General features: G+C 66.6%; 20 protein-coding genes. 5 read left to right on the forward strand and 15 right to left on the reverse strand.

Going from position 1 to position 26,457, the window contains the following annotated elements; genetic code table 11:
- Positions 1 to 43: 43 nt before the first annotated feature.
- The 13 genes from LZD57_RS11020 to LZD57_RS11080 all read right to left on the reverse strand — a co-directional run bounded on the left by LZD57_RS11020 (position 44) and on the right by LZD57_RS11080 (position 15,202).
- On the reverse strand, positions 44 to 2,524 hold the full coding sequence (locus LZD57_RS11020; protein WP_233719673.1) for a glycogen/starch/alpha-glucan phosphorylase: 2,481 nt from the start codon (positions 2,522 to 2,524) through the stop codon (positions 44 to 46).
- Positions 2,524 to 4,176 carry a glucose-6-phosphate isomerase gene (gene pgi, locus LZD57_RS11025; RefSeq protein WP_233719674.1) on the reverse strand — a complete coding sequence of 551 codons (1,653 nt, stop codon included), beginning with the start codon at positions 4,174 to 4,176 and terminating at the stop codon, positions 2,524 to 2,526. Before pgi ends, LZD57_RS11020 begins: the two co-directional genes overlap by 1 nt.
- A 290-nt stretch (positions 4,177 to 4,466) precedes the next feature.
- A complete protein-coding gene (locus tag LZD57_RS11030; RefSeq protein ID WP_233719675.1) occupies positions 4,467 to 5,825 on the reverse strand; it encodes an NAD-dependent succinate-semialdehyde dehydrogenase in 1,359 nt (452 codons plus the stop codon).
- Between the two features lie 153 nt (positions 5,826 to 5,978).
- Complete coding sequence (locus LZD57_RS11035) at positions 5,979 to 6,218, reverse strand: hypothetical protein (protein WP_233719676.1); 240 nt, start codon at positions 6,216 to 6,218, stop codon at positions 5,979 to 5,981.
- 300 nt (positions 6,219 to 6,518) lie between these two features.
- Positions 6,519 to 6,758, reverse strand: a complete 240-nt coding sequence (locus LZD57_RS11040) for a hypothetical protein (protein ID WP_233719677.1) — start codon at positions 6,756 to 6,758, stop codon at positions 6,519 to 6,521.
- A 152-nt stretch (positions 6,759 to 6,910) separates the two neighbouring features.
- Positions 6,911 to 7,396: an ureidoglycolate lyase gene (locus LZD57_RS11045; protein ID WP_233719678.1), complete on the reverse strand. Its 486-nt coding sequence runs from the start codon at positions 7,394 to 7,396 to the stop codon at positions 6,911 to 6,913.
- Positions 7,396 to 8,415, reverse strand: coding sequence for an allantoicase (gene alc / locus LZD57_RS11050; RefSeq protein ID WP_233719679.1), 1,020 nt, complete (start codon positions 8,413 to 8,415; stop codon positions 7,396 to 7,398). The genes LZD57_RS11045 and alc overlap by 1 nt, the downstream gene beginning before the upstream one ends.
- Positions 8,412 to 9,857 carry an allantoinase PuuE gene (gene puuE / locus LZD57_RS11055; RefSeq protein ID WP_233719680.1) on the reverse strand — a complete coding sequence of 482 codons (1,446 nt, stop codon included), beginning with the start codon at positions 9,855 to 9,857 and terminating at the stop codon, positions 8,412 to 8,414. The genes alc and puuE overlap by 4 nt, the downstream gene beginning before the upstream one ends.
- A 282-nt stretch (positions 9,858 to 10,139) precedes the next feature.
- Positions 10,140 to 10,622 (reverse strand): NfeD family protein, encoded by a 483-nt coding sequence (locus tag LZD57_RS11060; RefSeq protein ID WP_233719681.1) that lies wholly within the window; start codon positions 10,620 to 10,622, stop codon positions 10,140 to 10,142.
- Positions 10,597 to 11,616 (reverse strand): SPFH domain-containing protein, encoded by a 1,020-nt coding sequence (locus LZD57_RS11065; RefSeq protein WP_233719682.1) that lies wholly within the window; start codon positions 11,614 to 11,616, stop codon positions 10,597 to 10,599. The genes LZD57_RS11060 and LZD57_RS11065 overlap by 26 nt, the downstream gene beginning before the upstream one ends.
- 262 nt (positions 11,617 to 11,878) lie before the next feature.
- Entirely contained in the window at positions 11,879 to 12,940 is a 1,062-nt protein-coding gene (gene hemH, locus LZD57_RS11070; protein ID WP_233719683.1) for a ferrochelatase, read from the reverse strand.
- A 246-nt stretch (positions 12,941 to 13,186) separates the two neighbouring features.
- Positions 13,187 to 13,552 carry an Omp10 family outer membrane lipoprotein gene (locus LZD57_RS11075; RefSeq protein ID WP_233719684.1) on the reverse strand — a complete coding sequence of 122 codons (366 nt, stop codon included), beginning with the start codon at positions 13,550 to 13,552 and terminating at the stop codon, positions 13,187 to 13,189.
- 204 nt (positions 13,553 to 13,756) lie between these two features.
- Entirely contained in the window at positions 13,757 to 15,202 is a 1,446-nt protein-coding gene (locus tag LZD57_RS11080) for a homospermidine synthase (RefSeq protein ID WP_233719685.1), read from the reverse strand.
- A gap of 413 nt (positions 15,203 to 15,615) precedes the next feature.
- On the opposite strand from LZD57_RS11080, the gene LZD57_RS11085 reads away from it, so the two are divergent.
- From LZD57_RS11085 to LZD57_RS11105, 5 genes are all read left to right on the forward strand, one after another.
- Entirely contained in the window at positions 15,616 to 16,527 is a 912-nt protein-coding gene (locus LZD57_RS11085) for a class I fructose-bisphosphate aldolase (RefSeq protein WP_233719686.1), read from the forward strand.
- A 230-nt stretch (positions 16,528 to 16,757) separates the two neighbouring features.
- Complete coding sequence (locus LZD57_RS11090; protein WP_233719687.1) at positions 16,758 to 17,117, forward strand: thioredoxin family protein; 360 nt, start codon at positions 16,758 to 16,760, stop codon at positions 17,115 to 17,117.
- Positions 17,118 to 17,284: 167 nt separating this feature from the next.
- Complete coding sequence (putA, locus tag LZD57_RS11095; RefSeq protein WP_233719688.1) at positions 17,285 to 20,419, forward strand: bifunctional proline dehydrogenase/L-glutamate gamma-semialdehyde dehydrogenase PutA; 3,135 nt, start codon at positions 17,285 to 17,287, stop codon at positions 20,417 to 20,419.
- Between the two features lie 358 nt (positions 20,420 to 20,777).
- Positions 20,778 to 22,457 (forward strand): formate--tetrahydrofolate ligase, encoded by a 1,680-nt coding sequence (locus LZD57_RS11100; RefSeq protein ID WP_233719689.1) that lies wholly within the window; start codon positions 20,778 to 20,780, stop codon positions 22,455 to 22,457.
- 16 nt (positions 22,458 to 22,473) lie between these two features.
- Positions 22,474 to 23,565: an ABC transporter ATP-binding protein gene (locus tag LZD57_RS11105; protein WP_233719690.1), complete on the forward strand. Its 1,092-nt coding sequence runs from the start codon at positions 22,474 to 22,476 to the stop codon at positions 23,563 to 23,565.
- Between the two features lie 42 nt (positions 23,566 to 23,607).
- Here the strand turns inward: LZD57_RS11105 and LZD57_RS11110 are convergent, their stop codons facing one another.
- Complete coding sequence (locus tag LZD57_RS11110; protein WP_420844792.1) at positions 23,608 to 25,311, reverse strand: ABC transporter permease; 1,704 nt, start codon at positions 25,309 to 25,311, stop codon at positions 23,608 to 23,610.
- 4 nt (positions 25,312 to 25,315) lie between these two features.
- Complete coding sequence (locus tag LZD57_RS11115) at positions 25,316 to 26,299, reverse strand: ABC transporter substrate-binding protein (protein WP_233719691.1); 984 nt, start codon at positions 26,297 to 26,299, stop codon at positions 25,316 to 25,318.
- Positions 26,300 to 26,457: the final 158 nt, after the last annotated feature.

Consider the following 26,457-nt stretch of genomic DNA (forward strand, 5'->3'; position numbering starts at 1 on the left):
CCCTGCGGGCGGTTTGCCGGGAAACGGGTCGGTGACGTCGCAATCAGACCTTGCCGGGTCCTGCCTGCCAGATGTCCCTGGCATATTCGCGGATCGAGCGGTCGGACGAGAACCATCCCATCCGGGCCGTATTGTGGATGGCCTTCGACTGCCACTCATTCTGGGTCAGGAACAAGCCGTCGAGGTTCCGCTGGGTGTTCCAGTAGGCCTCGAAATCGGCGCAGATCATCCACCAGTCGTTGTTGTAGAGATTGGAGACGAGGCTGTGATAGCGGGCCGGGCTTTCCGGCGCGAAGACGCCCGCGGAGATCGCATCGAGAGCTTCGCGCAAGAGCGGCGTCCGGTCGATGATCGAGCGGCCGCTGTGGGTCTCGCGCCGCCTCTGCGCGACCTCGTCTGCCGTCAGGCCGAAGATGAAGATGTTGTCCTCGCCGACATGATCGAGCATCTCGACATTGGCGCCGTCGAGCGTGCCGATGGTCAGGGCACCGTTCAGCGCGAACTTCATGTTGCCGGTGCCGGAGGCTTCGAGCCCCGCCGTCGAGATCTGCTCGGACAGGTCGGCCGCCGGCATGATGATCTCGGCGAGGCTGACATTGTAGTTCGGGATGAACACGATCTTCAGGAGATCGCGCACCGAAGGATCCGAATTGACGACCCGTGCGACGTCGTTGGCGAGATGGATGATCTCCTTTGCCTGCACGTAGCTCGGCGCCGCCTTGCCGGCGAAGATCTTGACCCGCGGCGTCCAGTCCTTCTCGGGATGGGCGCGGATCTGGTTGTAGAGGGCGATCGCCTCGATGATGTTGAGGAACTGGCGCTTGTATTCGTGGATGCGCTTGACCTGGATGTCGAAGATCGCGTCCGGGTCGATGGTGATGGCGAGCCGGTCGGAGATGAGATCGGCGAGCCTCGCCTTGTTCGCCCGCTTCATGGCGGCGAACCTCTCCCGGAAGGCCGCATCGCCCGCGAGCGTATCGGCATCTCCGAGCTTTTCGATGTCGTCGAGAAAGCCGGGCCCGATCGCTTCGGTCAAAAGGCCCGTCAGACCGGGATTGCATTCCATCAGCCAGCGCCGCGGGGTGACGCCGTTGGTCTTGTTCTGGATGCGGTCGGGATAGAGTTCGTGAAGGTTGCGGAACACCGTCTCCTTCATCAGTTCGGTGTGCAGCGCCGACACGCCGTTGACCGCGTGGCTGCCGACGAAGGCGAGCTGGCCCATGCGCACGCGCCGGCCGTTGCCTTCGTCGATCAGCGAGATCGCGGAGATCTGGCCACCGTCGAAGCCGGTCTGGGAAGCCTCGCGAATGATGTCGGCGTTGATCTGGTAGATGATCTGCATCTGGCGCGGCAGCAGCCGCTCGAAGAGGTTGATCGGCCAGTGCTCGAGCGCCTCGGGCAGCAGCGTATGGTTGGTGTAGCCGAAGGTCGCCCGGGTGATCTCCCAGGCCTTGCCCCATTCGTAGCCGTGGACGTCGACGAGGAGACGCATGAGCTCGGCCACCGACACGGCCGGGTGGGTGTCGTTGAGCTGGATCGCCACCTTGTCGGCGAGATTGTCGAGGCTTGCGTTCTCGCCGAGATGCCGGCGGATGATGTCCTGCAGCGAGGCGGCGGAGAAGAAGTATTCCTGCCTGAGGCGCAGTTCCTGGCCGGCCTGATGGGAATCGGCCGGATAGAGAACGCGGGTGATCGCCTCGGCCTTGTTGGATTCCACCAGGGCGCCGATGTGGTCACCGGAATTGAAGGCGTCGAGCAGGATCGGGTCGACGGCCTGGGCGCTCCACAGGCGCAGCGTGTTCACCTGTTCGCCGCGCCAGCCGACGATCGGCGTGTCGAAGGCGACGGCGAGGACGCGCTCGGCCGGCCGCCAGACGTGGCGGGGCGGCTTGCCCGGCTCCTGTTGGGTGACGACCTTGCCGCCGAAACCGATCTCGTAGGTCGAATCGCGCCGCTCGAACTCCCATGGATTGCCGTGCACGAGCCATGTCTCGGGCAGCTCGACTTGGGCGCCTTCGGCGATCTCCTGACGGAAGAAGCCGTGGACGTAGCGGATGCCGTAGCCGACGCCTGGCACGCCGGTCGAGGCCATCGATTCCATGAAGCAGGCGGCAAGCCGGCCGAGACCGCCATTGCCGAGCGCGGCGTCCGGCTCGAGCAGCTCGACCATGTCGAGTTCGACGTTGTAGCGCTTCAGCGCCTCGCGGATCGGGCCCGTGAGCTGGAGATTGTTGATCGCGTCGCGCAGCAGCCGCCCGATCAGGAATTCCATCGACAGATAGTAGACCCGCTTGTCCTTGCTCTCGCGAATCTTGTCGGTCGAGCGGAACCAGTGATCGATGATCCGATCCCTCACGACCAGCGTCGTTGCCCGCAGCCAGTCGTATTTCCGCGCCTGCTCGGGGTGCTTGCAGATGGAATAGGTGAGCTTCTCGACGATCTGCCGGGCGAGCGTATCGGGGTCGTTCTGGCGCGGCTCGGGAACCTTCGCGCCGATCGGCTCGATCTTCGGTGTGGCTGACATCAATGGTTCCTCATCGACTGGATTGCTGCGACGAGCCCGCGGGTGGAGCCGTCCCGACCTTCGGCCGAGGCTTGCCCGGTGACGACCGGGACGAGATTGTTCGCCAATTCCTTGCCGAGTTCCACGCCCCATTGGTCGAAGGCGTTGATGCCGAACAGCTGTGCCTCGACGAAGACCCGGTGCTCGTAGAGCGCGATCAGCGCGCCGAGCGTCGCCGGATCGAGCTTGGAATAGAGGATGGTGACCGACGGACGATTGCCCGGAAACACCCGGTGGGGGGCGATGCGCTCGGCATCGGCGGGGGTGCGGCCGGCATCGAGAAGCTGGCGGCGCGCCTCCTCCAGCGTCCGGCCTTTCATCAGCGCCTCGCTCTGGGCGAGACAGTTGGCGAGGAGAAGGTCCTGGTGGACCGACATGTCGGTGCCCTCGTCGGCATTGGCGCCGAGCAGAAACTCGACCGGGATGACGTCCGTCCCCTGATGGATCAGCTGGAAGAAGGCGTGCTGGCCGTTGGTGCCGGGTTCGCCCCAGACCACCGGCCCGCTGATCGGAACCTCCTCGCCGTCGAGGCCGACGCGCTTGCCGTTCGATTCCATGTCGAGCTGCTGGAGATAGGCGGGGAAGCGGGCGAGCCGCTGGTCGTAGGGAATGATCGCCCGGGTCGGATGGCCCATCAGCGCCCGGTGCCAGTAGCCGACGAGGCCGAGGAGGACGGGAAGGTTCTCTTCGAGCGGCGCGGTCTTGAAGTGCTGGTCGATCTCGCGGGCGCCGGCGAGGAACTCCCGGAAGTTCTCCGGGCCGATCGCCAGCATCAGCGGCAGGCCGATCGCCGACCAGATCGAATAGCGGCCGCCGACCCATTCCCAGAAGCCGAAGGTCCGCTCCGAACCGATGCCGAAGGCGTCGACCTTGTCGAGGGCGGTCGAGACGGCGGCGAAGTGATCGCCCACCGCCGCTTCGCCGAGGGTCGCGACGATCCACCGCCGGGCCGTCGCGGCGTTGGTCATGGTCTCGATCGTGGTGAAGGTCTTCGAGGCGATGACGAACAGCGTCGTCTTCGGCTCCAGCCCCTTCAGCGTGTCGGCCATGTGGGCGCCGTCGACATTCGACACGAAATGGGTGCGCGGGCCGTCGTGATAGGGGGCGAGGGCAAGCGTCGCCATCACCGGGCCGAGATCGGAGCCGCCGATGCCGATATTGACGACGTCGGTGATCAGGTCGCCATCGGAACCGAGAATCTCGCCGTTGCGGACCTTGGTCGCAAAGTTCGACATCGCGGTCAGGACGCCCATCACCTCGGCGCTGACCGGATCGCCGTCGGCGCGGTAGGCATCCGCAGGCTGGGCCCGGAGCGCCATGTGAAGCACCGAGCGATTCTCGGTGACGTTGATGCGGGCGCCGGAAAACATCGCGTCGCGTTTCTGTTCGACCTGGCGGTCGCGCGCCAGATCGAACAGCGCCGATCGCGTTTCCGCGTCGATGGCGGTCTTGGAATAGTCGAGCAGCAGGCCGCCGGCTCCGGCGGAGAACTCGGCGAAACGATCGGGACTTTGGACGAACAGCTCCCGGATGCCGACCGTGCGCGCGGCGTCGGCTCGCCGGGTCAATGCGGCGAGGTTCGCGGAAGGCTGGGGGGGGCGGGTCGAGCTCATGCGACGTTCCATTTGCTTGTCGATCGGTCCGGCCGAGACCTCGGCGGACACCGGATGCGGCATTTCCCGACGTCGACCTTGGGTTTATGCCGTGAGAATAGGCAGCCGGCAAGTCTGCCAAAGAACTAGACGAGGCTTACCATCTGCTCGCCTTGCGGTTGCCGCGGATCGAACGCTCTGGCGGACGTGCGTGTGGTGCCGGCTGATATGCCGTGGCGACCAACCGACGACGACGACGACGCAGGCAGACCCCCGAACTCCGAGGCCGCGGCATCCGATCCGTTCGCCATTCAGTCTATCGTCACGGTCTTGGCGTTCATGAAGGCGTGGATGCCCTCTCTCGACAACTCCCGCCCGTAGCCCGAGCGCTTGACGCCGCCGAAGGGAAGCCGCGGATCCGAGGCGGTCATCCGGTTGACATGGGTGCCCCCGGTGTCGAGGTCGCGGACGAAGCGTTCGATCTCGCCCGCCTCGTTCGTCCAGACGGACCCGCCGAGGCCGAAGTCGGAGTCGTTGGAAAGTTCGATCGCTTCGTCGATCGAGGCGACCTTGAAAAAGATCGCACACGGGCCGAACAGCTCCTCGCGATAGGCCGGGGCCTCCTTGCCGACGTTTTCGAGCATCGAAGGTTTGAAGTAGAAGCCCTTGCCCTCGATCGCGCCGCCCGTCGTCAACGCCGCGCCCGCCTCGACCGACCGCTCGATCTGGTCGGTCAGATCGTCGACGCCGGACTTCATCGCGACGGGGCCGAGATCCGTCGTCTCGTCCATCGGGTCGCCGATGGTCATCGCCTCGAGCTTTTCCCGGTAGCGGGCGGTATAGTCGTCATAGACGTCGGCGTGGACGATGAAGCGCTTGGCGGCGATGCAGCTCTGGCCGTTGTTCTGCATCCTCGCCGTGACGCCGACGTCGACTGCCTTGCCGATGTCGGCCGAGGGCATGACGATGAACGGGTCGGAGCCGCCGAGTTCGAGCACCGTCGTCTTGATCTCGGACCCCGCCGTCGCTGCGACGGACGCGCCGGCCGCCTCGCTACCGGTCAGGGTCGCGGCGCGCACCCGGCGATCGCGCAGGATCGGCTCGACCCTCTTCGACGAGATCAGCAGCGTCTGGAAGACGCCTTGCGGCGCGTCGGCTTCGAGCAGCACGTTCTCGATCTCGAGCGCGCACTGGCTGACGTTCGAGGCGTGCTTCAAAAGGCCGACATTGCCGGCCATCAGAGCCGGCGCGATGAAGCGGAAGCACTGCCAATACGGAAAATTCCAGGGCATCACCGCCAGCACCGGGCCGATCGGCAGATAGGCGACGTAGTTCTTCGAGCCGGGACCTGAGCGTTCGTCGTCGGCGATCATCGCCTCGCCGTGCTCGGCGTAGTAGCGGCAGGCAGCCGCGCATTTCTCCACCTCGGCGACGGCCTCTTTCAGGCGCTTGCCCATTTCCAGCGTGGCGATCCGGCCAAGGTCGTGCTTGCGCCTTTCGAGGACGTCGGCGGTCCGGCTCAGAAGCTCGGCGCGCCGGCTGAAGGGCGTCCGCCGCCAATCCCGAAAGGCGATCTCGGCATTTTCCAGCGCTCTTTCGACGACGTCCTCGCCGTGCTCCGCGAAATCCTCGATGACGTCGCCCGTCGCGGGGTTGATGCTTTTCGGCATGATTGCTGTCCCGTCGCCATTTCCGAGCGGCCCTTTGCGGCCGCACGTCCGGCAAGTTAGGGTGCATCGACCGGTGAGAAAGACGGAGCCCTGCGAGAAAGGCGAGAAGGCGGAACGGCAACCGCCGTTTCAATCACGGGTTCCGGGGAGAAATCAGTGCCGTCCGGAGGCGAGCCTGTCGGCGGCGCCCTTCAGCGATTTGACTGCAGCTTCGAGTGCAGCCGGGTCGGCTTCTTCGGAGATCCCGCGCTCGAGCTGAGAGAGCCATGCCTCGATCGCCATCTGCTTCTGGGTTTCAGACAGCCTGTCGTCCGCCAGCAATTCGTCCGCAGATCGGTATGTGCCGTGCTGGGGGTGATCGTAGTAGGCTGCGGGCGGAAGCGAAGTCGGCATGGTCTGTCTTTCTAACCCCACGGTCCTTCACTATGTCCGCCCGCTGCCCAGGAGACGTTTCGGCGCAACTCGGCGCGGCTTACCAGTCTATGGATTTCATCTAGGCAGCAACGTATGACGAAACCTTGTGCCAAATTGCCGCATCACTTCGTCGTTCGGTCTTGACCGCCGTCTGCGACACAGTCCTTCGAGCGAAAACATCTGCTCGAATCCGACACGCCGATTCCCAACTGTTTTGTCTGATCTGTCGGGAACGAAATTGTCGGCGATCGCCATGGCTGCGACCATGGGATGACCGAGTCAGATCTTGCCGGCGGCAAGTTTGGCTGCGGCGTCGTCGAGCGACTGGTTGGTGTTCTCTGCCTGAGGCGCGTCCGGGTCGTTCCGCAAGATATGCTTCAGAGACGAGCGCCACTCGTCCAGTACCGTGCGCTTTTCGTTGTCCGTGAGGCGATCATCGTTCAAGACCGCTTCGGGATTGTCGTAGTCTCCATGCGTCGGATGCGTGAAGCGCGCGTGTTTCATCGCCTCGGTTGCCATGGGTGTCCTCCTTCGTTCTTGCCGATGCTTGTGCGTGCCCGATCACTTGGGCGGCAAAACATTGAACGCACAAGCTTATAGGCCTATAACGAACGAACGGGGCGATGGTTTCGGCTTTCTGCCACGGGGGTGCGAAGCGACGCGGCGCGCGGTCAGATCTCCACCCGCACGGGGGTTTCGAGCCGGAATTCCTCCAGATTGTCGTCGCCGGCGCGGTCGACCACCAGAAAATCCGACATTTCCTCCAGCGCCAGCAACGGATGATGCCAGACGGATCGGGCATAGTTCACGCCTTGGTCTCCACTGGCCAGAAACGCGTGGATCTCGCCCGGGCGGCCGGCATCGTCGCTGGCCACCACGACCAGCCATGGCCGGCCGGAGAGCGGATGGAAAGCCTGGCTGGCGAGAGGATGGCGCTCGAACATCGTGACGTCGAGCGGCAGGCTCCGCGGCTTCGCCCGGAAGATCGCTATTCCCGGACGGCCCGTATCGGGCGCGACGTCGACCCTGGCGAGGTCGTTATAGCGCGTCGCCATGCCGGCGTTGATGACCAGTTCCTCGGCGCCTGCAGTCTCCAGCACCTCTCCGAACGGAGCGAAGGCGGCCTTGGTCAATGGCTGGGGGCGAACGACCCGCATCAGGCCTTCTTCCCGTAGAGCCGCAGCCGCGAGACGCCGCCGTCCGGGAAGATGTCGAGCCGCACATGGGTGGCCGGCCGATCGAGCGGCGCGGCAGTGAACTTTTCGACGTGGTGGGCCTTCAGCTTTGCCTCCTCGACGATCGCCGGCCAGGAGCGGCTCGCCGCATCGATCGCTTCGAGCGTCGTCTCGTCGCCGAGCCGGCCGGCGCGCAAGGAAAAGCGGTCCGGAAAATTGCCCTTGAAGTGGTTGGTGTCGATGGCGATGCGTTCGATCCGGCCGGCGGTCCCGAGCTTCAGAACGCACCAGTCGTTGCCGGGAACCCGGCGGCGCGCCGTCTCCCAGCCGTCGGCCATCACCGGCGCCCGGCCCGGTGCCAGCATGTTGGCGGGATGGCCGTAATGGGCGTCGTTCCAGGCGACGGCGGTGCCGCCGTTTTCCATCGCCGCGAGATCGACGGTCTCGTCCGGCGAAACGAGGCCCCAGTCCTTTTCGATGGTGCCGTAGACGCGCAGGCGCGCAACGCCGCCATCGGGGAAGATGTGCAGCTTCAGCCAGCGGACCGGCCGGTCGTCCTCGATGGCGAAGAGGTTGTGGCCGTCGCCGTTGAGAGCGGAGCGAGGCACGAAGGCGTACCAGTCGGCGTCGCCCGGCTCACCCGCCGTGTCGGCGGCCTCGATCATCGCTTCCGGCGGATAGTTGCCGGTGAAGAACGAGGTGTCGACGTCGACCGCCACGATCCGGCCGCGCTGGCCGAGGCGGATGACGGCATGATCGTGGCCGGTGGTTCGCTTGCGGCGGGACTCCCATCCGTCCATCCACTTGCCATGGTCGTCGAACCGGTCGGGATAGAAGACCGGCGGCGCCGGATCGATCATCCGGGACTTGTCGGCGAAGAAGTCGTCGGTGGCGAAGGTGACCTCGGTGCCGAGCCGCGGCTGGGCGAGGTCGATGGCGCGGCGCGTGAGCTCCTCGGCCTCGGGGAGGGGCCTGGCGGTCAGAAAGCGTTCGGAACTCATGAATGGCTGCCTTCGAAGATGGAGTGGATGCGCAGCCGTGCAATCTTTTCCACCTCGCGGCAAGCGGTGGCGAATTCTTCGGCCGGGTCGTTGCCTACCCGCCGCTCGAAAGCGGCGAGGATCGCGGTCTTGTCGAGGCCCTTCACGGCGACGATGAAGGGAAAGCCGAAGCGCGCGACATAGCGTTCGTTGAGTGCGGTGAAGCGGGAAAGCTCTTCCGCCGTCAGCCTGTCGAGGCCGGCGCCGGCCTGTTCGGCCTTCGACTGCTCGGTGAGGTCGCCGGCCAGCGCCAGTCTTCCGGCGAGGTCGGGATGGGCCGCGAGGACGCCGAGGCGCTCGGCCTCGCTCGCCCCGCGAAACGCGGCGTTCATGGCGCCGGAGAGGCCGAGAGGCGTGTCGTGGGCGTCGTGGAGGCCGTCCGCGACCGTGCGCTCGGCGACGAAGGGCGAATGTTCGAACACGCCGCCGAAGTTTTCGACGAACGCATCGGCGCTCATCCGGCTCGGTCTGAGGCGTGGAGCATGGGGGAAGCGCTCGCGCCAGTGCCGGGCGATGTCGATCCGCCTTGCCACCCAGACGTCGGGCTTCGATTTTACGTAGTCGAGGAAGCGGGCGAGGGCGGCGGCGCGGCCCGGCCGCCCGACGAGCCGGCAGTGCAGGCCGACATTCAGCATCTTCGCCCGGCCCGCCTCGCCCTCGGCATAGAGTGCGTCGAAGGCGTCCTTCAGATAGGTGAAGAACTGATCGCCCGAATTGAACCCCTGCGGCGTCGCAAAGCGCATGTCGTTGGTGTCGAGGGTGTAGGGGATGATCAGATGCGGCCCGTTCGGGCCCTCGATCCAGTAGGGCAGATCGTCGGCATAGCTGTCGGAGGAATAGGCAAAGCCGCCTTCTTCCATCACCAGCTTCAGCGTGTTGGCCGACGGCTTGCCCTGATAGATGCCGAGCGGGCGCGAGCCGGTGACGGTCGTGTGGATGCGGACGGCGTCCGTGATGTGCCGGCGCTCTTCCTCCTCCGGAAAATCCTTGTATTCCAGCCATCTGAGGCCGTGGCTGGCGATCTCCCAGTCGGCCTCCAGCATCGCGTCGACGGCTTCCGGATTGCGCTGGAGGGCGAGGGCGACGCCGTAGACGGTGACCGGCATGTCCCATTCGGTGAACATTCGCCACAACCGCCAGAAGCCGGCGCGCGCGCCGTATTCGTAAAGTGATTCCATGTTGAGGTTGCGCTGCCCCGGCCAGGGCTGCGCCCCGACGATCTCGGACAGGAGCGACTCGGAGGCCGGATCGCCGTCGAGGATCGAACTCTCGCCGCCCTCCTCGTAATTGACGACGAACTGGACGCAGATCTTCGCATGGCCTTCGCCGGAGGGATTCGGCCATTGCGGATCGGGCGGCGTCCGGCCGTAGCCGAGGAGATCGCGGGGGTAGCATTCGGTCATGGGGATCGCTTCGTGGACTGTCGATCGGCAAGGGGTAACGGCAGACGCGGGGCGGATCAATCGGGGAGGGGCGACTGTCCGCTTGATGTGTAGGAGATGCCGCGCCTTCCTCTGCGACCGCCCGGATTGCATCCGCCGTTCCGGGCGCAGCCGGCGAGCGGGATGGGGCGAGATCACCGTTGCCGGAAGGGCGCTGGCATCGACGCTGGAAGGCCTGCGGCCTCATCGGCTACGACGATATTCCGGGCAAAGGAAGTCGATCCGGACCCGGCGGGGCCTGCTTCACTCCACCGGCTCGACCTGAAGCACCGCGCCGTCGGCGCCGATGACACGCACCCGCGCGCCCTCGGGCAGTTCCGGGCCGGAGACCGTCCACCATGAATCCTCGATCGCGACGCGGCCCCTGCCGGAGACGATCGCCTCGGTCAGCCGGGCTTCGCGCCCGACCAGCCGGCCGGTGCGGCGGTTGAGCGGCGCGCCTTCGTCCTTGACGGGATCGCGCCCGTACCAGCGCCGGCCGAGATAGATGCAGACCGCCGAGACGACGATGAAGGCGACGACCTGCTGCGGCCAGTCGAACCAGTCGCCGACGAGGAACGCGTTGGTGCCGACGACGAGGGCGGCGATGCCGAAGAAGACGAGATAGGCGCCGGGGACCACGACCTCCAGGATCAGGAGGACGAGGCCGGCGATCCACCAGCCGTAGTCGGCGAGTGTCTGGAACAGCGCTTCCATGGGGTCACCCGGCTGCGGATGGGCCGGCATTCCCGCTGTCGGGAACGCGGAAGCCCGGCCGCTGCGGCCGGCCGCGGGGCGGCGATGGCGGGACGGTCGGGCCGGCCTCGTCGCCGAAAGCGGCTCTGGCGATCTCGGCGATGCCGGAGACCGATCCGATCAGCGAGGAGGCTTCCAGCGGCATCAGCACGACGCGCTGATTGGGCGCCGAAGCGAGCTTGGCGATGGCCTCGGTGTATTTCTGCGCGACGAAGTAGTTGATCGCCTGGACGTCGCCGGCGGCAATGGCTTCCGAGACGAGCCGCGTCGCGGTCGCTTCCGCCTCGGCCAGCCGCTCGCGCGCCTCGGCCTCGCGGTAGGCCGCCTCGCGCTTGCCTTCCGCCTGCAGGATCTGGCTCTGCTTCTCGCCCTCGGCCCGAAGGATCGCGGCATTGCGCGATCCCTCCGCCTCGAGGATCTCGGCGCGCTTCTCGCGCTCGGCCATCATCTGCCGCGCCATGGCATCGACGAGGTTCTTCGGCGGATTGATGTCCTTGATCTCGATGCGGGTGATCTTGATGCCCCAGGAATGCGAGGCTTGGTCGACGACGCGCAGGATCTTTTCCGAGATGGTGTCGCGGTTCGACAAAAGGTCGTCGAGGTCCATCGAGCCCATGACCGATCTGAGATTGGTCATGACGAGATTGAGGATGGCGTTGTCGAGGCCGGAGACCTCGTAGGCCGCCGCCTTGGCGTCGAGGATCTGGTAGAAGGCGACGCCGTCCGCCGCCACCGAGGCGTTGTCGCGGGTGATCACCTCCTGGGTCGGAACGTCGAGCACCTGCTCCATCATGTTCATCTTGCGCCCGACGCGCTCGATGAAGGGCACGAGGATCGAGAGCCCCGGCTCCAGCGTGCGGGTATAGCGACCGAAGTTCTCGACCGTGTAGTTGTAGCCCTGGGGGACGATCTTGATCGTCGACGTCAGCACGACGACGGCGACGACGAGCACGACGATGAGAAGGATTGTGCCGGGTGTGAGCATGCCGATCTCCCGAGCCGGCAGGTTCCGGCGGTTTTGCTTCGAGCCCCGGTCGACTATCGCCTGATCAGGGGAGAACGCAAGCCGCCCCGAAAGAAGGCGGCGGCCGATGGCGAGATGTCGACCGGTCGAGCGCGGCGGCCGCCGCCGCGCCGATCCTCGAGAGAACGGCTCGCAGCATCACGAAGCCGAGGGGGGAAAGGGCCGCCGCGACGGGCAGCGCACCTGGTTGTCGCAGTCCGGTCTGTCCTGCGTGCCGCCCGCCTCAGTCGAGCCAGCCGCGCAACTCCCGGCGCACCATCGCCTCGATGACGTCCATCCCGGCTTCGGAATCGTTGAGGCACGGGATGTGGGAGAAGTTCTCGCCGCCGGCCTCGTGGAAGATCTCGCCCGCCTCGCCGGCGATTTCCTCCAGCGTTTCCAGGCAGTCCGAGACGAAGCCGGGATTGAGGACGGCGATCGACTTCACCCCCTCCTTCGCCAGCTTTTCCACGGTCTTGTCGGTGTAGGGCTGCAGCCACTCTTCCGGCCCGAAGCGGGACTGGAAGGTGGTGATCAGCCGGCCCTTCGGCCAGCCGAGCCGCTCGTCGAGCAGCCGCGAGGTCTTCTGGCAGTGGCAGTGATAGGGGTCGCCCTTGCGGAAATAGCTCTGCGGGATGCCGTGATAGGAGGCGATGACGTGTTCGGGCTCGAAGTCGAGGGTCGCGAGATGGCTTTCGATCGAGCGGGCGAGGGCGTCGATATAGACCGGCTCGTCGTGATAGGGCGGAACGGTCCGGACCGCCGGCATCCATCGCTTGCCCATCATGTGCTCGAAGAACTTGTCGTTCACCGTGGCGGTCGTTGACGCGGAATATTGCGGATAGAGCGGGTAGACGAGAATGCGCTCGCAGCCCTGGCTCATCAGATAGTCCGTCCGCTCGGCGATCGACGGATTGCCGTAGCGCATCGCCCAGTCGACGACGATCTCGCCATGGCCGGCGAGGCGGACGGCGAGCTTTTCGCCCTGTGCGCGGGTGAAGGTGCGCAGCGGCGACTCGTTGCGCTCCGTATTCCAGATCTCGGCATAGGCGGCGCCGGACTTCTTCGGCCGGGTGTTGAGGACGATGCCGTAAAGGATCGGATACCAGGCGATGCGCGGCCATTCGATGACCCGCTTGTCGGAGAGAAACTCTTTCAGATAGCGGCGCATCGGCTTGAAGTCGGTGCCGTCGGGCGTGCCGAGATTGACTAGGAGAACGCCGATCTTCGCCGTCTCGACCGGCGGGTGGCCGGCTGGAAGAGGGCCGGTCGCCCGTTCGGCGACCGTCTGTGTGAGAGCGTTCATCCTGCGATTCCGATCGATTGCGTTGTTCTCGCTCCGCAGCGGATCGATCGGCGGACGCCCGCCGCGACGAAGCGGGCCGTCACGGGGAAAGCAGCCGAACAAGCGCGGAGCCTGCCCTGGGCCCGCGAAATATAGAGGGGACGGGACGGAATTTGAACGAGAAGAATCGAAAAGACCGTCGCCTCGCAGCGAGCGGTCCTTTCAGGGTCGGCGAAGGCGAAGCTCCGAAGGGAGCCCCGGACCGGCTCAGGCCCGCGCGAACTCGAAGCGCGTTCCGGTGGAGGAAGCGCAGGCGAGGCGATTGGCCTGGACGAGATTGCAGTTCGCCGACTGCTGCTGATTCGTCGTCCGCGAGGTGTAGAGGATGTTGATCTGGCCGGGGCCCAGATTGGAATAGGTCCCCGTGGCGAGAACGCCGCCGGTTCCCTGTTCGACGGAGGCGAAGCGGCCGTTGTTGAAGGTCGCCGCGTAGGCGACGGGCCCGCCGATGGCGTTCCACCGGCCCTCGACGCCCTGGGGCTTGGGGGCGACCGAGGCCCGCTCGCTGGTCGTGCAGGCACCGAGCGCCAGAGCGACGACGGTGATGGCGACTGCCGTCTTGCGTGTCCGCATCAAAAAACCTCGTTCAGGACGGTCGGCGGCGATACGGACGTCGCATCGCCGCACTGGGGCAGGGCGGGGCCTCGACGTTCCCGAGACCTCCGGCAAGTGTTTCAGAACGAGACGCGGCGACGGTCAAGATGAAATCGACCACGGTCGCGCGCTTTTTCCCGCCGCCGGGCGAACCCTCGCCGCTCGGATGCCGGTTTCGCGGCGTCAGCGGACGAGGATGTTCCGGAACTGCCAGGGATCCTTCTCGTCGATGTCCTCCGGGAAGAGCCCCGGCCGGTCGACCAGCGGATTCCAGTTGGTGTAATAGCCTTTGACGGGCCCGAGATACGGCGTCTGGATTTCCAGGCAGCGCTTGTAGTCCATCTCGTCGGCCTCGACGATGCCGGCCTCCGGATTCTCCAGCGCCCAGACCATGCCGGCGAGCACCGCCGACGTCACCTGCAGTCCGGTGGCGTTCTGGTAGGGCGCGAGTTCGCGTGTCTCCTCGATCGAAAGCTGCGAACCGTACCAGTAGGCGTTCTTCTCGTGGCCGTAGAGGAGGACGCCGAGCTCGTCGATGCCGTCGACGATCTCGGTCTCGTCGAGGACGTGCAGCTCCGGCTGGATCTTGCCGGCGGCGCCGAAGAGTTCATGCAGCGACAGGACGGCGTCGTTGGCCGGATGGTAGGCGTAATGGGAGGTCGGCCGGAAGGTGACCTCGCCGTCCTTGTTGGTGTGGGTGAAGTAGTCGGCGATCGAGATCGACTCGTTGTGCGTCACCAGGAAGCCGTACTGCGCCCCCGGCGTCGGGCACCAGGTCCTGACGCGGGTGTTGGCGCCCGGCTGTTCCAGGAAGATCGCCGCCTGGCAGCCCTTCTTGTGTCGGCTGGCGTTCTTCGGCATCCATTTCTCGTGGGTGCCCCAGCCGAGTTCCGACGGCTGCATGCCCTCCGACAGGAAGCCCTCGACCGACCAGGTGTTCCAGAACACGTTCATCGGCTTGGGGGTCTTCGCCCGCTGGGTGTCGCGTTCGGCGATGTGGACGCCCTTGACGCCGGCCTTCTTCATCAGCTTCGCCCAGCCCTCGCGGTCGTCCCAGGCGGGTTCGCTGAAGTCCATGCCGGTGTCCCGGGCGATGTCGACCAGCGCCTGCTTGACGAACCAGGAGACCATGCCGGGATTGGCGCCGCAGCAGGAGACGGCGGTGGTGCCGCCGGGGTTCTTCCGCTTCTCCTTGCGGACGGTCTCACGCAGGGCATAGTTCGTGCGCTCGGCATTCGACATGTTCTTGTCGAAGTAGAAGCCGAGCCAGGGCTCGACGACGGTGTCGATGTAGAGGACGCCGAGCTGGCGGCAGAGCTTGATCAGGTCGAGCGAGCCGGTGTCGACCGAAAGGTTGACGCAGAAGCCCTGGCCTTCGCCCTCGGTCAGGAGCGGGGTCAGGAGGTCCTCGTAGTTCTTGCGCGTCACCGCCTCGTTGACGAAGCGGATGCCCTTTTCGTCCAGCAGGCCGCGCACGCTTTCGTCGGGATCGATCACGACGAGGCGGCTGCGATCGAAATCGAAATGCCGCTCGATCAGCGGCAGGGTGCCCCTGCCGATCGAGCCGAAGCCGATCATCACGACGGGGCCGCTGATCTTGGCGTGGACCGGATGCTGGTTGTCGGCCATGTTCGCTTCAACTCCTTTGGCGCGGGTCGGGGCGCCGGGCAGTGGGCCGGGCGCTCGCGTCGGGGACGGGTGGCGCCGCGCTAGACGGTTTCGCCGTCAAATAAAAGCGAATTGTCGGCTTCAACCCGAAAAAGCGGATCGGCCCGCCAACAGGGTCGGGCGATCACGGGGAACGTCTTCCGGCTCCGGCACTCGGCGTCGGGGCGATGCCGGCAGGGGGGCGCGATCGGCTGCGAGACGTCGGCAATCGTCATCAAGACGAAGCATTCGATCCTTTTGTTGGACCCGCCGGGAATTTAATCGATTGGGGTCGGTCGCGCCGTCTGGACGTCAAACGGATATACCTCCAAAAGAAACGGCAAGCATCGCGAGCGATGCGCAATCCCTGTCGTTTGCCGAAGGACATCGATACCATGCTGAGAACTGAGGTCGTCCGGAATATCCTCTCCTGGTACGAAGGAGAGACCCCGGGCCTGAAGAGCAATCTGTCGCGTCTCCTCATGCACGGCAGGCTCGGCGGCACCGGCCGGTTGGTGATCCTGCCGGTCGATCAGGGCTTCGAGCACGGCCCGGCGCGGTCGTTCGCGCCGAATCCCGTCGGCTACGATCCGCATTATCTCTACGAGCTGGCGATCGAGTCGGGCGTTTCCGGCTATGCGGCGCCGCTCGGTCTTCTGGAACAGGGCGCCGACACCTTCGCCGGCGAGGTGCCCTTGATCCTCAAGCTGAACAGCGGCAACTCGCTGGTCTCCAACCAGGATCAGGCGATCACCGGAACGGTCGACGACGCGATGCGGCTCGGCTGCGTCGGCGTCGGCTTCACCATCTATCCCGGCGCCGACTCCTCCTACGACATGATCGAGGAGCTGCGCGAGATCAGCCATCAGGCGAAGTCCCGCGGCCTGATCTCCGTCGTGTGGTCCTATCCGCGCGGCGGCAAGGTGACCAAGGACGGCGAGACCGGCCTCGACATCATCGCCTATGCCGCGCACATGGCGGCGCTGATGGGCGCGACGATCATCAAGGTGAAGCTACCCACGGCCCACGTCGATCTCGAAGCGGCGAAGTCGGTCTACACGAAGCACGGGATCGACGGGAACACGGCCGCCGCCCGGGTGCGCCACATCATGCAGGCGGCCTTCAACGGCAAGCGCATCGTCGTCTTCTCCGGCGGCGCGGCGAAGAACACCGACGAACTGCTCGACGAGGTCCGTGGCATCCGCGAAGGCGGCGGCAACGGCTCGATCATCGGCCGCAACTCCTTCCAGCGCTCGAAGGAAGACGCCATCGCCCTTCTCAACGAGGTGATGGACGTCTACGCCTGATCCTCGGCGAAGCCGGGCCGGAGCGACGGCTGCTGCCGGCCAAATCGTCGCGGCGGGTGACCTTTCGTCGGCCGCGGCGCTATGATCGGGCCATGACGAAAGCCCGAAGCATTTATGGACATTGCCGCGGGACGAAGGGTCCAGCGCATATCGGGCGGCGGCTGGTTTGGCTTGCCGCCCTTTTTCTGGTCGCCGGCCAGCCGTTCTTTTTCGCGTCGGCCGGCTCGGCCATGGCGGCCGAACTCCTGATGTTCGAGCAGGACGGCTGTCCGTTCTGCCGCAAGTTCGACGCGGAGATCGCGCCGGACTATCCGCAGAGCCGCATCGGCCAGATCGCGCCTCTGAGACGGGTGAACATCTTCGAGGATCGCACCGGAGGCATCGCAGGCCTGACGCCTGCCGTGTTTACCCCGACCTTCGTCCTGGTCGGCGACGATGGCCACGAAGTCGGCCGGCTGGAGGGGTATCCCGGGCAGAAGTGGTTCTATCCCGAGATCGAAGCGATCCTCGACGGCGTGACGTCCGAACCGGATGCCGGCGACGGTCCGACCGGTGCCGCGGGCAAGACACCGGCGGCGCGGGCGAAATGACGCTTGCCGTCGTGCGTCGCCGGCCTCTCGGACTTGCTCGGCCGGCGCACGGGAGACATGCGCGGATTTCCGTCTTCGCCCGAAAGTCTCAGATTGCGGCCCACCCCAAAGCTCCATAAGGTCCGGGGTTTCAAGCGAAGACCACTCCACTTTCGCCGGAGAATCCCATGCCTGCCAGAGCTCGCTCAACCGCAACGGCCGACGCCGGACGGTTCTCTCCGCCGTTCTCCGCGCCCTTCGCACTCGACGACCAGGCGGCGGTCTCGGCGCTCCTGAAGGCGTCCGAGCGCTGGTCCCATGACGAGGACAAGGTCGACGAGCGGGCGCGCGGCCTGATCGTCGGCATCCGCAAGGCGGCCGGGGGCATCGGCGGCGTCGAGGACTTCCTGCGGGAGTTCGGGCTTTCGAGCCGCGAGGGTCTCGCTCTGATGATTCTGGCGGAAGCGCTGTTGCGGGTTCCGGATGCGGCCACCCAGGACCGGCTCATCGAGGAGAAGATCGGCGCCGGCGACTGGGCCCATCACGAGGGCGGCGAAGACCGGCTGATGACGGCCGCCTCGGCCTGGGCGCTCGGCATCTCCGCCCGCATCATCCGCCCCGGCGAGACGCCGCAGGGCGTCATGTCCGGGCTGGTCAAGCGGATCGGCGGCCCCGCCGTGCGTCAGGCGACGCGTCAGGCGATGCGCTTCCTCGGCCGGCACTTCGTTCTCGGCGAGACCATCGAGGATGCGCTGGAGCGGGCCCGGGGATTCGAATCCAAAGGCTACCGCCACTCATACGACATGCTGGGCGAGGGCGCCCGGACGATGGAGGACGCCGAGCGCTACTACCGCTCCTATGCCAATGCGATCGAGAGGATCGGCCGCAAGGCCGGCAACAAGAAGCTGCCCGACCGGCCGGGGATCTCGGTGAAGCTTTCGGCGCTGCACCCGCGCTACCACCCGCTGCACCGCGAGCGCGTCCTCGAGGAACTGTTGCCGAAGGTGATCGCGCTCGCCGAAATGGCCCGCAGCTTCGATCTCAACCTGACCATCGACGCCGAGGAAGCCGAGCGGCTGGAACTCTCGCTCGACGTGATCGACGCGCTGGTCGAGCGCTTCGACTTCAAGGGATGGGAAGGCTTCGGCCTCGCCATCCAGGCCTATCAGAAGCGCGCGCTCGCCGTCATCGAACACGTCGACGACCTCTGCGAGGCCGCGGGCATCCGCATGATGGTGCGCCTCGTCAAGGGCGCCTATTGGGACACGGAGGTCAAGCACGCGCAGGAGAAGGGGCTCGACGGCTATCCGGTCTACACCCGCAAACCGGCGACCGACCTGTCCTATCTCGTCTGCTCCAGGGCGCTGCTGGAGCGCCGGGCGCGGATCTATCCGCAATTTGCCACGCACAATGCGCTGACCGTCGCGACCATCCTCGAAATGGCCGGCAGCGACGCCACCGGCTTCGAGTTCCAGCGTCTTCACGGCATGGGCGAGGCGCTCTACGAGACGCTGCGCCGCTCCGGGCCGAAGCCGGTCGCCTGCCGGATTTATGCGCCGGTCGGAGGCTACCGCGACCTTCTCGCCTATCTCGTCCGCCGGCTTCTGGAAAACGGCGCCAACTCCTCCTTCGTCGCCATGGTCGGCGACGAGGACATTCCGGTCGACGATCTTCTGGAACGGCCCCGTTCGATGCTGGAGGGCGGTCCCGCGCGGCACCCGAAGATCGGCCTGCCGAAGGATCTCTTCTCGCCGCGGCGCAATTCTGCCGGCATCGAGGTGGGCGACCGCCGGGCGCTCGGCAGTCTGATCGCCGAACGACGCCGCACCAGGGTCGAACGGCTGGAGGCACGGTGCGAGGCCGCGGCCGCGAAGACGGGCGGCGAGCCGGTCGAGATCGTCTCGCCAGTCGATGGCGGCCTCTTGGGGACGAGCTATCACCTGTCTTCCGAGGCCGCGACGGCGCTCGTCCGTGAGGCGGCGGCCCACTGCCGGACGGCCGAGGCCGTTCCTGGGCCGAGGCGGGCGGAGATGCTGCGGAAGGCGGCGAGCCTCATGGAGGAACGCCAGGCCGAACTCCTGGCGATCCTCGCTGCAGAGGGCGGCAAGACTCTCGACGACGGCATCGCCGAGGTGCGCGAGGCGGTCGACTTCCTGCGCTTTTACGCCGACGAGGCGATGCGGCTGTTCGGCGCCCCTGTCGAGCTGCCCGGCCCGACCGGCGAGGAGAACCGGCTGACCTATCGCCCGCGCGGCGTCGCGGTGGCGATCTCGCCCTGGAACTTCCCGCTGGCGATCTTCACCGGCCAGGTCGCGGCGGCGCTTGCCGCCGGCAACGTCGTCATCGCCAAGCCGGCCGAGCAGACCCCGCTGATCGCGGCCAAGGCCGTCGAGCTTCTCCACCAGGCCGGCTTTGCGAAAGAGCATCTGTATCTCGCCCCCGGCGACGGCAGGACCGGTGCGGCGCTGACGTCGCACGACCTCACCGCCGTCGTCGCCTTCACCGGCTCGACCGAGACGGCCTTCGCGATCAACCGGGCGCTCGCGTCCCGCAATGCGCCGATCGCGCCGCTGATCGCCGAGACCGGCGGCATCAACGCGCTGATCGCCGACGCGACCGCACTGCCCGAACAGGTTGCCGACGACGTCGTCATGTCGGCGTTCCGCTCGGCCGGCCAGCGCTGCTCGGCGCTGAGGCTCCTGTTCCTGCAGGAGGACGTCGCCGACAAGATCCTCGACATGATCGCCGGCGCGGCGAAGGAGCTGACCGTCGGCGACCCGCGCGAGCTTTCGACCGACATCGGCCCGGTGATCGACGGCGAGCAGCTCGCCATGCTGCGCGACCACGTTTCCCGCATGGAGCGCGAGCAGAAGCTGCGCTATCGCGGCGAGGTGCCCGCCGACCTCGCGGCCAAGGGGCACTATTTCGCCCCTCACATCGTCGAGATCGATCGGCCCGAGGCGCTCGACCGCGAGATCTTCGGCCCCGTCCTCCACGTGGTTCGCTGGAAGGCCAGGGACTTCGACAAGATCCTCGATGCGATCGAGGCGACGGGATATGGGCTGACGCTCGGCGTGCACAGCCGGATCAACGAAACGGCCCACAAGGTCATTGCACGCCTGTCAGTCGGTAACGTCTATGTGAATCGAAACATCATCGGTGCGATCGTCGGATCTCAACCCTTTGGTGGATCAGGGCTTTCCGGAACGGGGCCGAAGGCGGGCGGTCCGAATTACCTTGTCCGCTTCGCCCGCGAACAGGTCATTTCGGTCAATACTGCCGCCGCTGGAGGTAACGCCAGCCTGATTGCGATGGAATCGTAGCAACCCCGCCACAGCAGAGCCGTGAAACCTGTGCTAGGTTGACTGCGTTAGGGCAATGCGTGAGCAGCGGCCGCCCCATTCCTCCCATTGGGCACGGCCGCACATGCCCGAGTAGCAGACGGCCGCATCGGTGTTGTCTCCCAGCGCCGCGGCCGGGATTTCGAGTAGAAGACGAGCCCGGTGGTCTCCTCCCACACCGGGCTCGTCTTTTTTCGGCTCCTCGCCAAAGCCAGCCCTCGCCTCCCGCGATCTTCCGGCGCTTGCCGACGCTCCGGGTTTTCCGCCACGGCAGGCTGTGGCAATGGGCATCCACCTTGCGTATGCTGTCGCCAAAACGATCGAGCAGAGGGAGAAAGCCTTGAGCGACTACAATTCCGACATCGCCCTTGCGCGCGCCGCGAAGAAGAAGCCGATCAAGGAAATTGCCGGGCGCCTCGGCATGTCGGAAGAGGACATCGTTCCCTACGGCCACGACAAGGCGAAGATCGCCGCACCCTTCCTGAAATCGCTGGAGGGCCGTCCCGACGGCAAGCTGATCCTCGTCACCGCCGTCAACCCGACGCCGGCCGGCGAGGGCAAGACGACGACCACCGTCGGCCTCGGCGACGGGCTGAACCGCATCGGCAAGAATGCGCTGATCTGCATCCGCGAGGCCTCGCTCGGCCCCTGCTTCGGCGTCAAGGGCGGGGCGGCGGGCGGCGGTTATGCCCAGGTCGTGCCGATGGAGGAGATGAACCTCCACTTCACCGGCGACTTCCACGCGATCACCACGGCGCACAACCTGCTCTCGGCGATGATCGACAACCACATCTACTGGGGCAACGAGCTGCAGATCGATTCCCGCCGCGTCACCTGGCGGCGGGTGCTCGACATGAACGACCGGGCGCTGCGCCAGATCACCACCTCGCTCGGCGGCGTCGCCAACGGCTTTCCGCGGGAGACCGGTTTCGACATCACCGTCGCCTCCGAGGTGATGGCGATCCTCTGCCTTTCGGAGGACCTCGAGGACCTGGAACGCCGCCTCGGCGACATCATCGTCGCCTACCGCCGCGACAAGACGGCGATCACCGCCCGTGACCTCAAGGCCGACGGCGCGATGGCCGTTCTATTGAAGGACGCGATCCAGCCGAACCTCGTCCAGACGCTGGAGAACAATCCGGCCTTCGTCCATGGCGGCCCCTTCGCCAACATCGCCCATGGCTGCAATTCCGTCGTCGCCACCAAGGCGGCGCTGAAGCTGGCCGACTACGTCGTCACCGAGGCCGGCTTCGGCGCCGATCTCGGGGCCGAAAAGTTCTTCGACATCAAATGCCGCAAGGCCGGCCTCAAGCCCGCGGCGGCCGTCGTCGTGGCGACGGTCAGGGCGATGAAGATGAATGGCGGCGTCGCCAAGGCCGATCTCGGGGCGGAGAACGTCGAGGCGGTGAAGGCCGGTTGCGCCAATCTCGGCCGCCATGTCGAGAACGTCAAAGGCTTCGGAGTCCCCGTCGTCGTCGCGGTCAACCATTTCTCCGCCGATACCGAGGCGGAGATCCAGGCGGTGAAGGACTATGTCGCGACCCTCGGCACCGAGGCGATCGTCTGCCGCCACTGGGCGGAAGGCTCGGCCGGGATCACCGGGCTCGCCGAAAAGGTCGCGGAGCTCGCCGATGGCGGCACTGCCGACTTCCAGCCGATCTATCCCGACGAGATGGGCCTGTTCGAAAAGATCGAGACCGTCGTCAAGAAGATCTACCGCGGCTCGGAGGTGACGGCCGACCAATCCGTCCTCGACCAGCTCTCCGCCTGGGAGGAGGCCGGCTACGGCAATCTGCCGGTCTGCATGGCGAAGACCCAATATTCCTTCTCCACCGATCCGACGAAGCGCGGCGCGCCGACGGATTTTTCCGTCCATGTGCGCGAAGTGCGGCTGTCGGCCGGCGCCGGTTTCGTCGTCGCCATTTGCGGGCAGATCATGACCATGCCGGGACTGCCCTCGCAGCCGGCGGCCGAATCGATCTATCTGAACGACAACGGCGAGATCGAAGGCCTGTTCTGATCGTTCCGGAGCGCGGATGACTGCCATTACCATCGCCGGCGCGCTGAAGCGCTTCGGCAGCGGCGTCGCGGTGAGCGACGTCTCTCTCGACATCGCCGAGGGCGAGTTCGTCGCGCTGCTCGGGCCTTCCGGCTGCGGCAAGACGACGTTGCTCCGCCTGATCGCCGGTTTCGAAACGCTGAGCGCCGGGGCGATCCGCTTCGGCGACCGGCTCGTGGCGGGGGAGGGCATCCACGTTCCGCCCGAAAGGCGCAACGTCGCGATCGTCTTCCAGTCCTATGCGCTGTGGCCGCACATGACGGTGGCCGAGAACGTCGGCTACGCGCTGCGGGTGCGGGGTCTTTCCAAGGCGGAACGCCGGGTCAGGATCGGCGAGGCGCTCGACGCGGTCGAACTCGCCGGCTTCGAGGGGCGGCGCTCGGCCGATCTTTCCGGCGGCCAGCGCCAGCGGGTGGCGCTCGCCCGCTGCCTCGCCATGGACCCGGACGTCATCCTGCTCGACGAGCCGCTCGCCAATCTCGACGTGCATCTGAGGGCCTCGATGGAGGAGACCTTCCGCGCCTTCCACGAGCGCACCGGCGCAACCATGGTCTACGTCACCCACGATCAGGCCGAGGCGATGGCCATGGCCGATCGCATCGCCGTCATGGAGAAGGGCCGGATCCTGCAGGTCGCCGGCCCGGCGACGCTCTACGACCGGCCGGCCAGCGAAGGCGTCGCGCGCTTCGTCGGCAATGGCCGGGTGGTGGATTGCATGGTCCTCGGGCCGGCGGACGCGGGGCAAAGCCGCGTCCGGCTGTTCGGTGGCGAGGCCGTGGTACGGGGCGGAGATGGAGATGGCGCCCTGACGGCCGGTCCCGCCCGGCTGGCGCTGAAGCCGGAGAACCTCGCGATCGGCGAGACGGGCTTCGCGGCGCGGGTTCGCAAGGCGGTCTTCAAGGGGTCGCACACCCTCTACGAAATCGAGCCGGATGCGGCGCCGGGCCTGCTCCTGCCGCTCCCGTCGAGCGAGCGGCTGGCGATCGGCGAAATCGTCCGCGTCTCGGTTCGCGGCGGCTGGCTGTTGTCGGCGGCTGCGGGCGAGACGGCCTTCGCGGCGGCGGCCTGAGCGTCCCGCCGTTCCACACAGAAGGCATTTTCGGCCGATCGTTCAATCGGCCCAGGGCAGGACGCCGCGCGGCAGCCGCCTTGCCAGCAGCGCCGTGACGCCCATGATCGCGACGATGACGAGAACCGTCACCACCGCCACGGCCGAGGCGAGCACCGTGTAGCCGCCGTCGTCGAGATTGAAGACCACCACTCCCAGCGTCTCGTTGCCGGCAGACCAGAGCAGCGCCGAGACCGTCAGCTCGTTGAAGCTGGTCATGAAGGTCAGCACCGCGCCGGCCGCCGCCGCCGGGGCGAGCAGCGGGAACAGCACCGTGCGCAGCCGGAAGACATAGCCGGCGCCTGTCATCCGCGCTGCCTCGTCGAGCCCCCGGTCGAGCTGCTGCACCGCGCCGACGACGGGCCTCAGCGACAGGGTCAGGAAGCGGGCGAGATAGGCGAGGAAGATGATCCAGATGGTGTTGTAAAGGCTGATGCCGAGGATCGGCAGGGGGCGGATGAAGATCAGGATGGCGGCGATGCCGAGGACGATGCCGGGTAGGGCATAGGGCACTTCGGCCAGCATCGAGAGGCTCTTCAAGAGCCGTCCGCCGCGCCAGACGATCAGTGCGGCGAAGGGGACGGCGAGAATCATCAGGACGAGCGAGGCGCCGGCGGCGAGGAGGAAGGAGTTGCGGAAGGCCCTTATCGTCGCGTCTTGGCGCAGCAGCACCTCGGCGTAGTTGCCGAGCGTCATGGTCGTGCCCGACAAAGGAACGCCATAGGCGCTGACCAGCGAGGTCGCGAGAAGGGCCAGGAGGGGGACGACGAGGATCAGGACGATGACCCCCCAGGCGCCGGATTCCACCACCGGCCGCACCCTCCCGAGCCGGTAGCGCAGCGCCTGCGACGGCGCGCCGACCGTCCGGAAGTCGCGCCTGCCGATGAAGAGCGCCTGCGCCGCGAAGCCGAGGCAGGCGAGGGCGCCGACGAGGATCGACAGGACGGCGACGTCGGAGATGATCGACGGGCCGAAGCTCGCCAACCGCTGATAGATGAGCGTCGGCAGGACCGTGTAGCCGGCCGGGATGCCGAGCAGCGCCGGGATGCCGAAATTGCCGATGGCCGAGACGAAGGCCAGCGCCGAGCCGGCGACGAGGGCCGGGGTCATCATCGGCAAGACGATGGTGCGCAGTACGAAGAGCCGGCCGGCGCCGCAGGCCCTCGCCGCCTCGATCATCTCGCGCGGCAGGCCGCGCAGGCCCGCCCGCACCGCGAGAAAGACCAGCGGCGCATGCTGGATGCCGAGGAGGAGGATGATTCCCTCGGCGCTGTAGAGCGGGTTCGGCGCGCCGAGCGGCGGGGCGAGGCCGAAGGTGATGAGCAGCGGGCTCGACGGGCCGGCAAGCTGCGCCCAGGAGAGCGCCGTCACCTGCGGCGGGATCATCAGCGGCAGGAGGAACGCGAAGACGAGGGCCGCCTTCGCCCGGATGTCGGTGAGCGCGACGGCGAGGGCGAAGGCCGTGCCGAGGACGAGCGAGATGGCCGTTCCGAAGATCGCCGTGACCAGCGAGTGCCAGGTCGCCCGCCAGGTCGAGCCGGCGGACAGAACCGAGGAGAGGTTCGAAAGGTCGAGATTTCCGCCCGGCGCGAAGGCTTCGAGAGCCAGCCGCATGACGGGCAGGACCGAGACGAGGAGGATGAAGACGACGAGGACGGCGAGTGCGATGCCCTCGCCGCCCAGTCCCGGTTTCGACGATGCCGCCAAGGCGTCAGCCGCCGAAGATCTCGGCGAAGCGCTTCTTGTTCGCCTCCTCGTCGGCGAGCGCCTGATCGGCGTCGAAGGGCATCAGCTTGATCTCGTCGCGCGACGGAAAGCCTTCGGGCGGGGCGACGCCGTCTCGGGCCGGCAGATAGCCCTGCTTCGCGGCGAGCTTCTGGCCGTCCTCGGAGAGCAGGAAGTCGACGAAGGCCTTGGCGGCTTCCGGGTTCTTCGCGGTCTTCAGGATCGCCACCGGCTCGGTCACCGCCGAGACGCCCTCGGTCGGGAAGACGAAGTTGACCGGCGAGCCCTTGGCCGCCTCGCGGATCGGCAGATAGTCGACGATGACGCCATAGGCGTTCTGGCCGCCGGCGACGGCTTTCAGGATGCCGCCATTGCCGCCGGCCGCCGTCGCACCGTTCTTCGCAAGCGCCTCCACATAGGCCCAGCCGAGATCCGGGTTCTGGGTGATCGTCGCGAGATGAACGAGGGCGGCGCCGGAGGTCAGCGGGCTCGGCATGGTCACCTGGCCCCTGGCCTCTTCCTTGGTGAGGTCCTTCCAGGAGGTCGGCGTCATAGCGGCACGGGTGTTGTTGACGATGCCCGTGGTGATCAGCTTGGTCGAGAAATAGGTCTCGTCCTCGTCGTAGAGGCCGTCCTCGAAGCCGGTGGTGTCGGCGCCCTCATAGGCCATCAGTCGGTCGTCGCGCTTCAGGCCCGCCATGGTGACGCTGTCGGCGATGAGGAGGACGTCCGGCTGCGGGTTGCCGGCGGCGAATTCGGCCTGCAGCTTCGCCATTACCTTGGTGGTGCCGTCGCGCACCCACTCGACGTCGACGTCCGGGTTCTTCGCCTCGAAGGCGTCGACGGTGGCCTGGGCGTCTTCGTTCGGCTGGCTGGTATAGAGAACCAGCTTGCCGGAGGCTGCGAGGGCGGGGGCTGCCGCGACGAGGGCTGCGAGCGAGATGGCGACGAGGCCGGCTTTGCGGATCATGGGGACGATTCTCCGGGTCGGTTCAGGATCGGCGCGTGGGGCATAGCACCGTTCGAACCTGCGGAGTAACCGCTGCGTCATGACAGGCGCATGACACAGTCGTGACCGATGGCGGGCCGTCGGGCGACACGACCGCCGAGCGGAGATGCGTGGCTCGG

The organism is Jiella avicenniae (assembly GCF_021390325.1).
GTDB lineage: Bacteria > Pseudomonadota > Alphaproteobacteria > Rhizobiales > Rhizobiaceae > Jiella > Jiella avicenniae.

Bases quoted from the DNA above. Each gene is read 5' to 3' on its own strand.
- LZD57_RS11085 (WP_233719686.1), top strand. From the start codon at position 15,616: ATGCTGAGAACTGAGGTCGTCCGGAATATCCTCTCCTGGTACGAAGGA.
- LZD57_RS11045 (WP_233719678.1), bottom strand. From the start codon at position 7,396: ATGCGGGTCGTTCGCCCCCAGCCATTGACCAAGGCCGCCTTCGCTCCG.
- LZD57_RS11090 (WP_233719687.1), top strand. From the start codon at position 16,758: ATGGCGGCCGAACTCCTGATGTTCGAGCAGGACGGCTGTCCGTTCTGC.
- LZD57_RS11105 (WP_233719690.1), top strand. From the start codon at position 22,474: ATGACTGCCATTACCATCGCCGGCGCGCTGAAGCGCTTCGGCAGCGGC.
- LZD57_RS11080 (WP_233719685.1), bottom strand. From the start codon at position 15,202: ATGGCCGACAACCAGCATCCGGTCCACGCCAAGATCAGCGGCCCCGTC.
- LZD57_RS11035 (WP_233719676.1), bottom strand. From the start codon at position 6,218: ATGCCGACTTCGCTTCCGCCCGCAGCCTACTACGATCACCCCCAGCAC.
- LZD57_RS11060 (WP_233719681.1), bottom strand. From the start codon at position 10,622: ATGCCGGCCCATCCGCAGCCGGGTGACCCCATGGAAGCGCTGTTCCAG.
- LZD57_RS11075 (WP_233719684.1), bottom strand. From the start codon at position 13,552: ATGCGGACACGCAAGACGGCAGTCGCCATCACCGTCGTCGCTCTGGCG.
- hemH (WP_233719683.1), bottom strand. From the start codon at position 12,940: ATGAACGCTCTCACACAGACGGTCGCCGAACGGGCGACCGGCCCTCTT.
- putA (WP_233719688.1), top strand. From the start codon at position 17,285: ATGCCTGCCAGAGCTCGCTCAACCGCAACGGCCGACGCCGGACGGTTC.
- alc (WP_233719679.1), bottom strand. From the start codon at position 8,415: ATGAGTTCCGAACGCTTTCTGACCGCCAGGCCCCTCCCCGAGGCCGAG.
- LZD57_RS11030 (WP_233719675.1), bottom strand. From the start codon at position 5,825: ATGCCGAAAAGCATCAACCCCGCGACGGGCGACGTCATCGAGGATTTC.
- LZD57_RS11065 (WP_233719682.1), bottom strand. From the start codon at position 11,616: ATGCTCACACCCGGCACAATCCTTCTCATCGTCGTGCTCGTCGTCGCC.
- puuE (WP_233719680.1), bottom strand. From the start codon at position 9,857: ATGACCGAATGCTACCCCCGCGATCTCCTCGGCTACGGCCGGACGCCG.
- LZD57_RS11020 (WP_233719673.1), bottom strand. From the start codon at position 2,524: ATGTCAGCCACACCGAAGATCGAGCCGATCGGCGCGAAGGTTCCCGAG.
- pgi (WP_233719674.1), bottom strand. From the start codon at position 4,176: ATGAGCTCGACCCGCCCCCCCCAGCCTTCCGCGAACCTCGCCGCATTG.
- LZD57_RS11040 (WP_233719677.1), bottom strand. From the start codon at position 6,758: ATGGCAACCGAGGCGATGAAACACGCGCGCTTCACGCATCCGACGCAT.
- LZD57_RS11115 (WP_233719691.1), bottom strand. From the start codon at position 26,299: ATGATCCGCAAAGCCGGCCTCGTCGCCATCTCGCTCGCAGCCCTCGTC.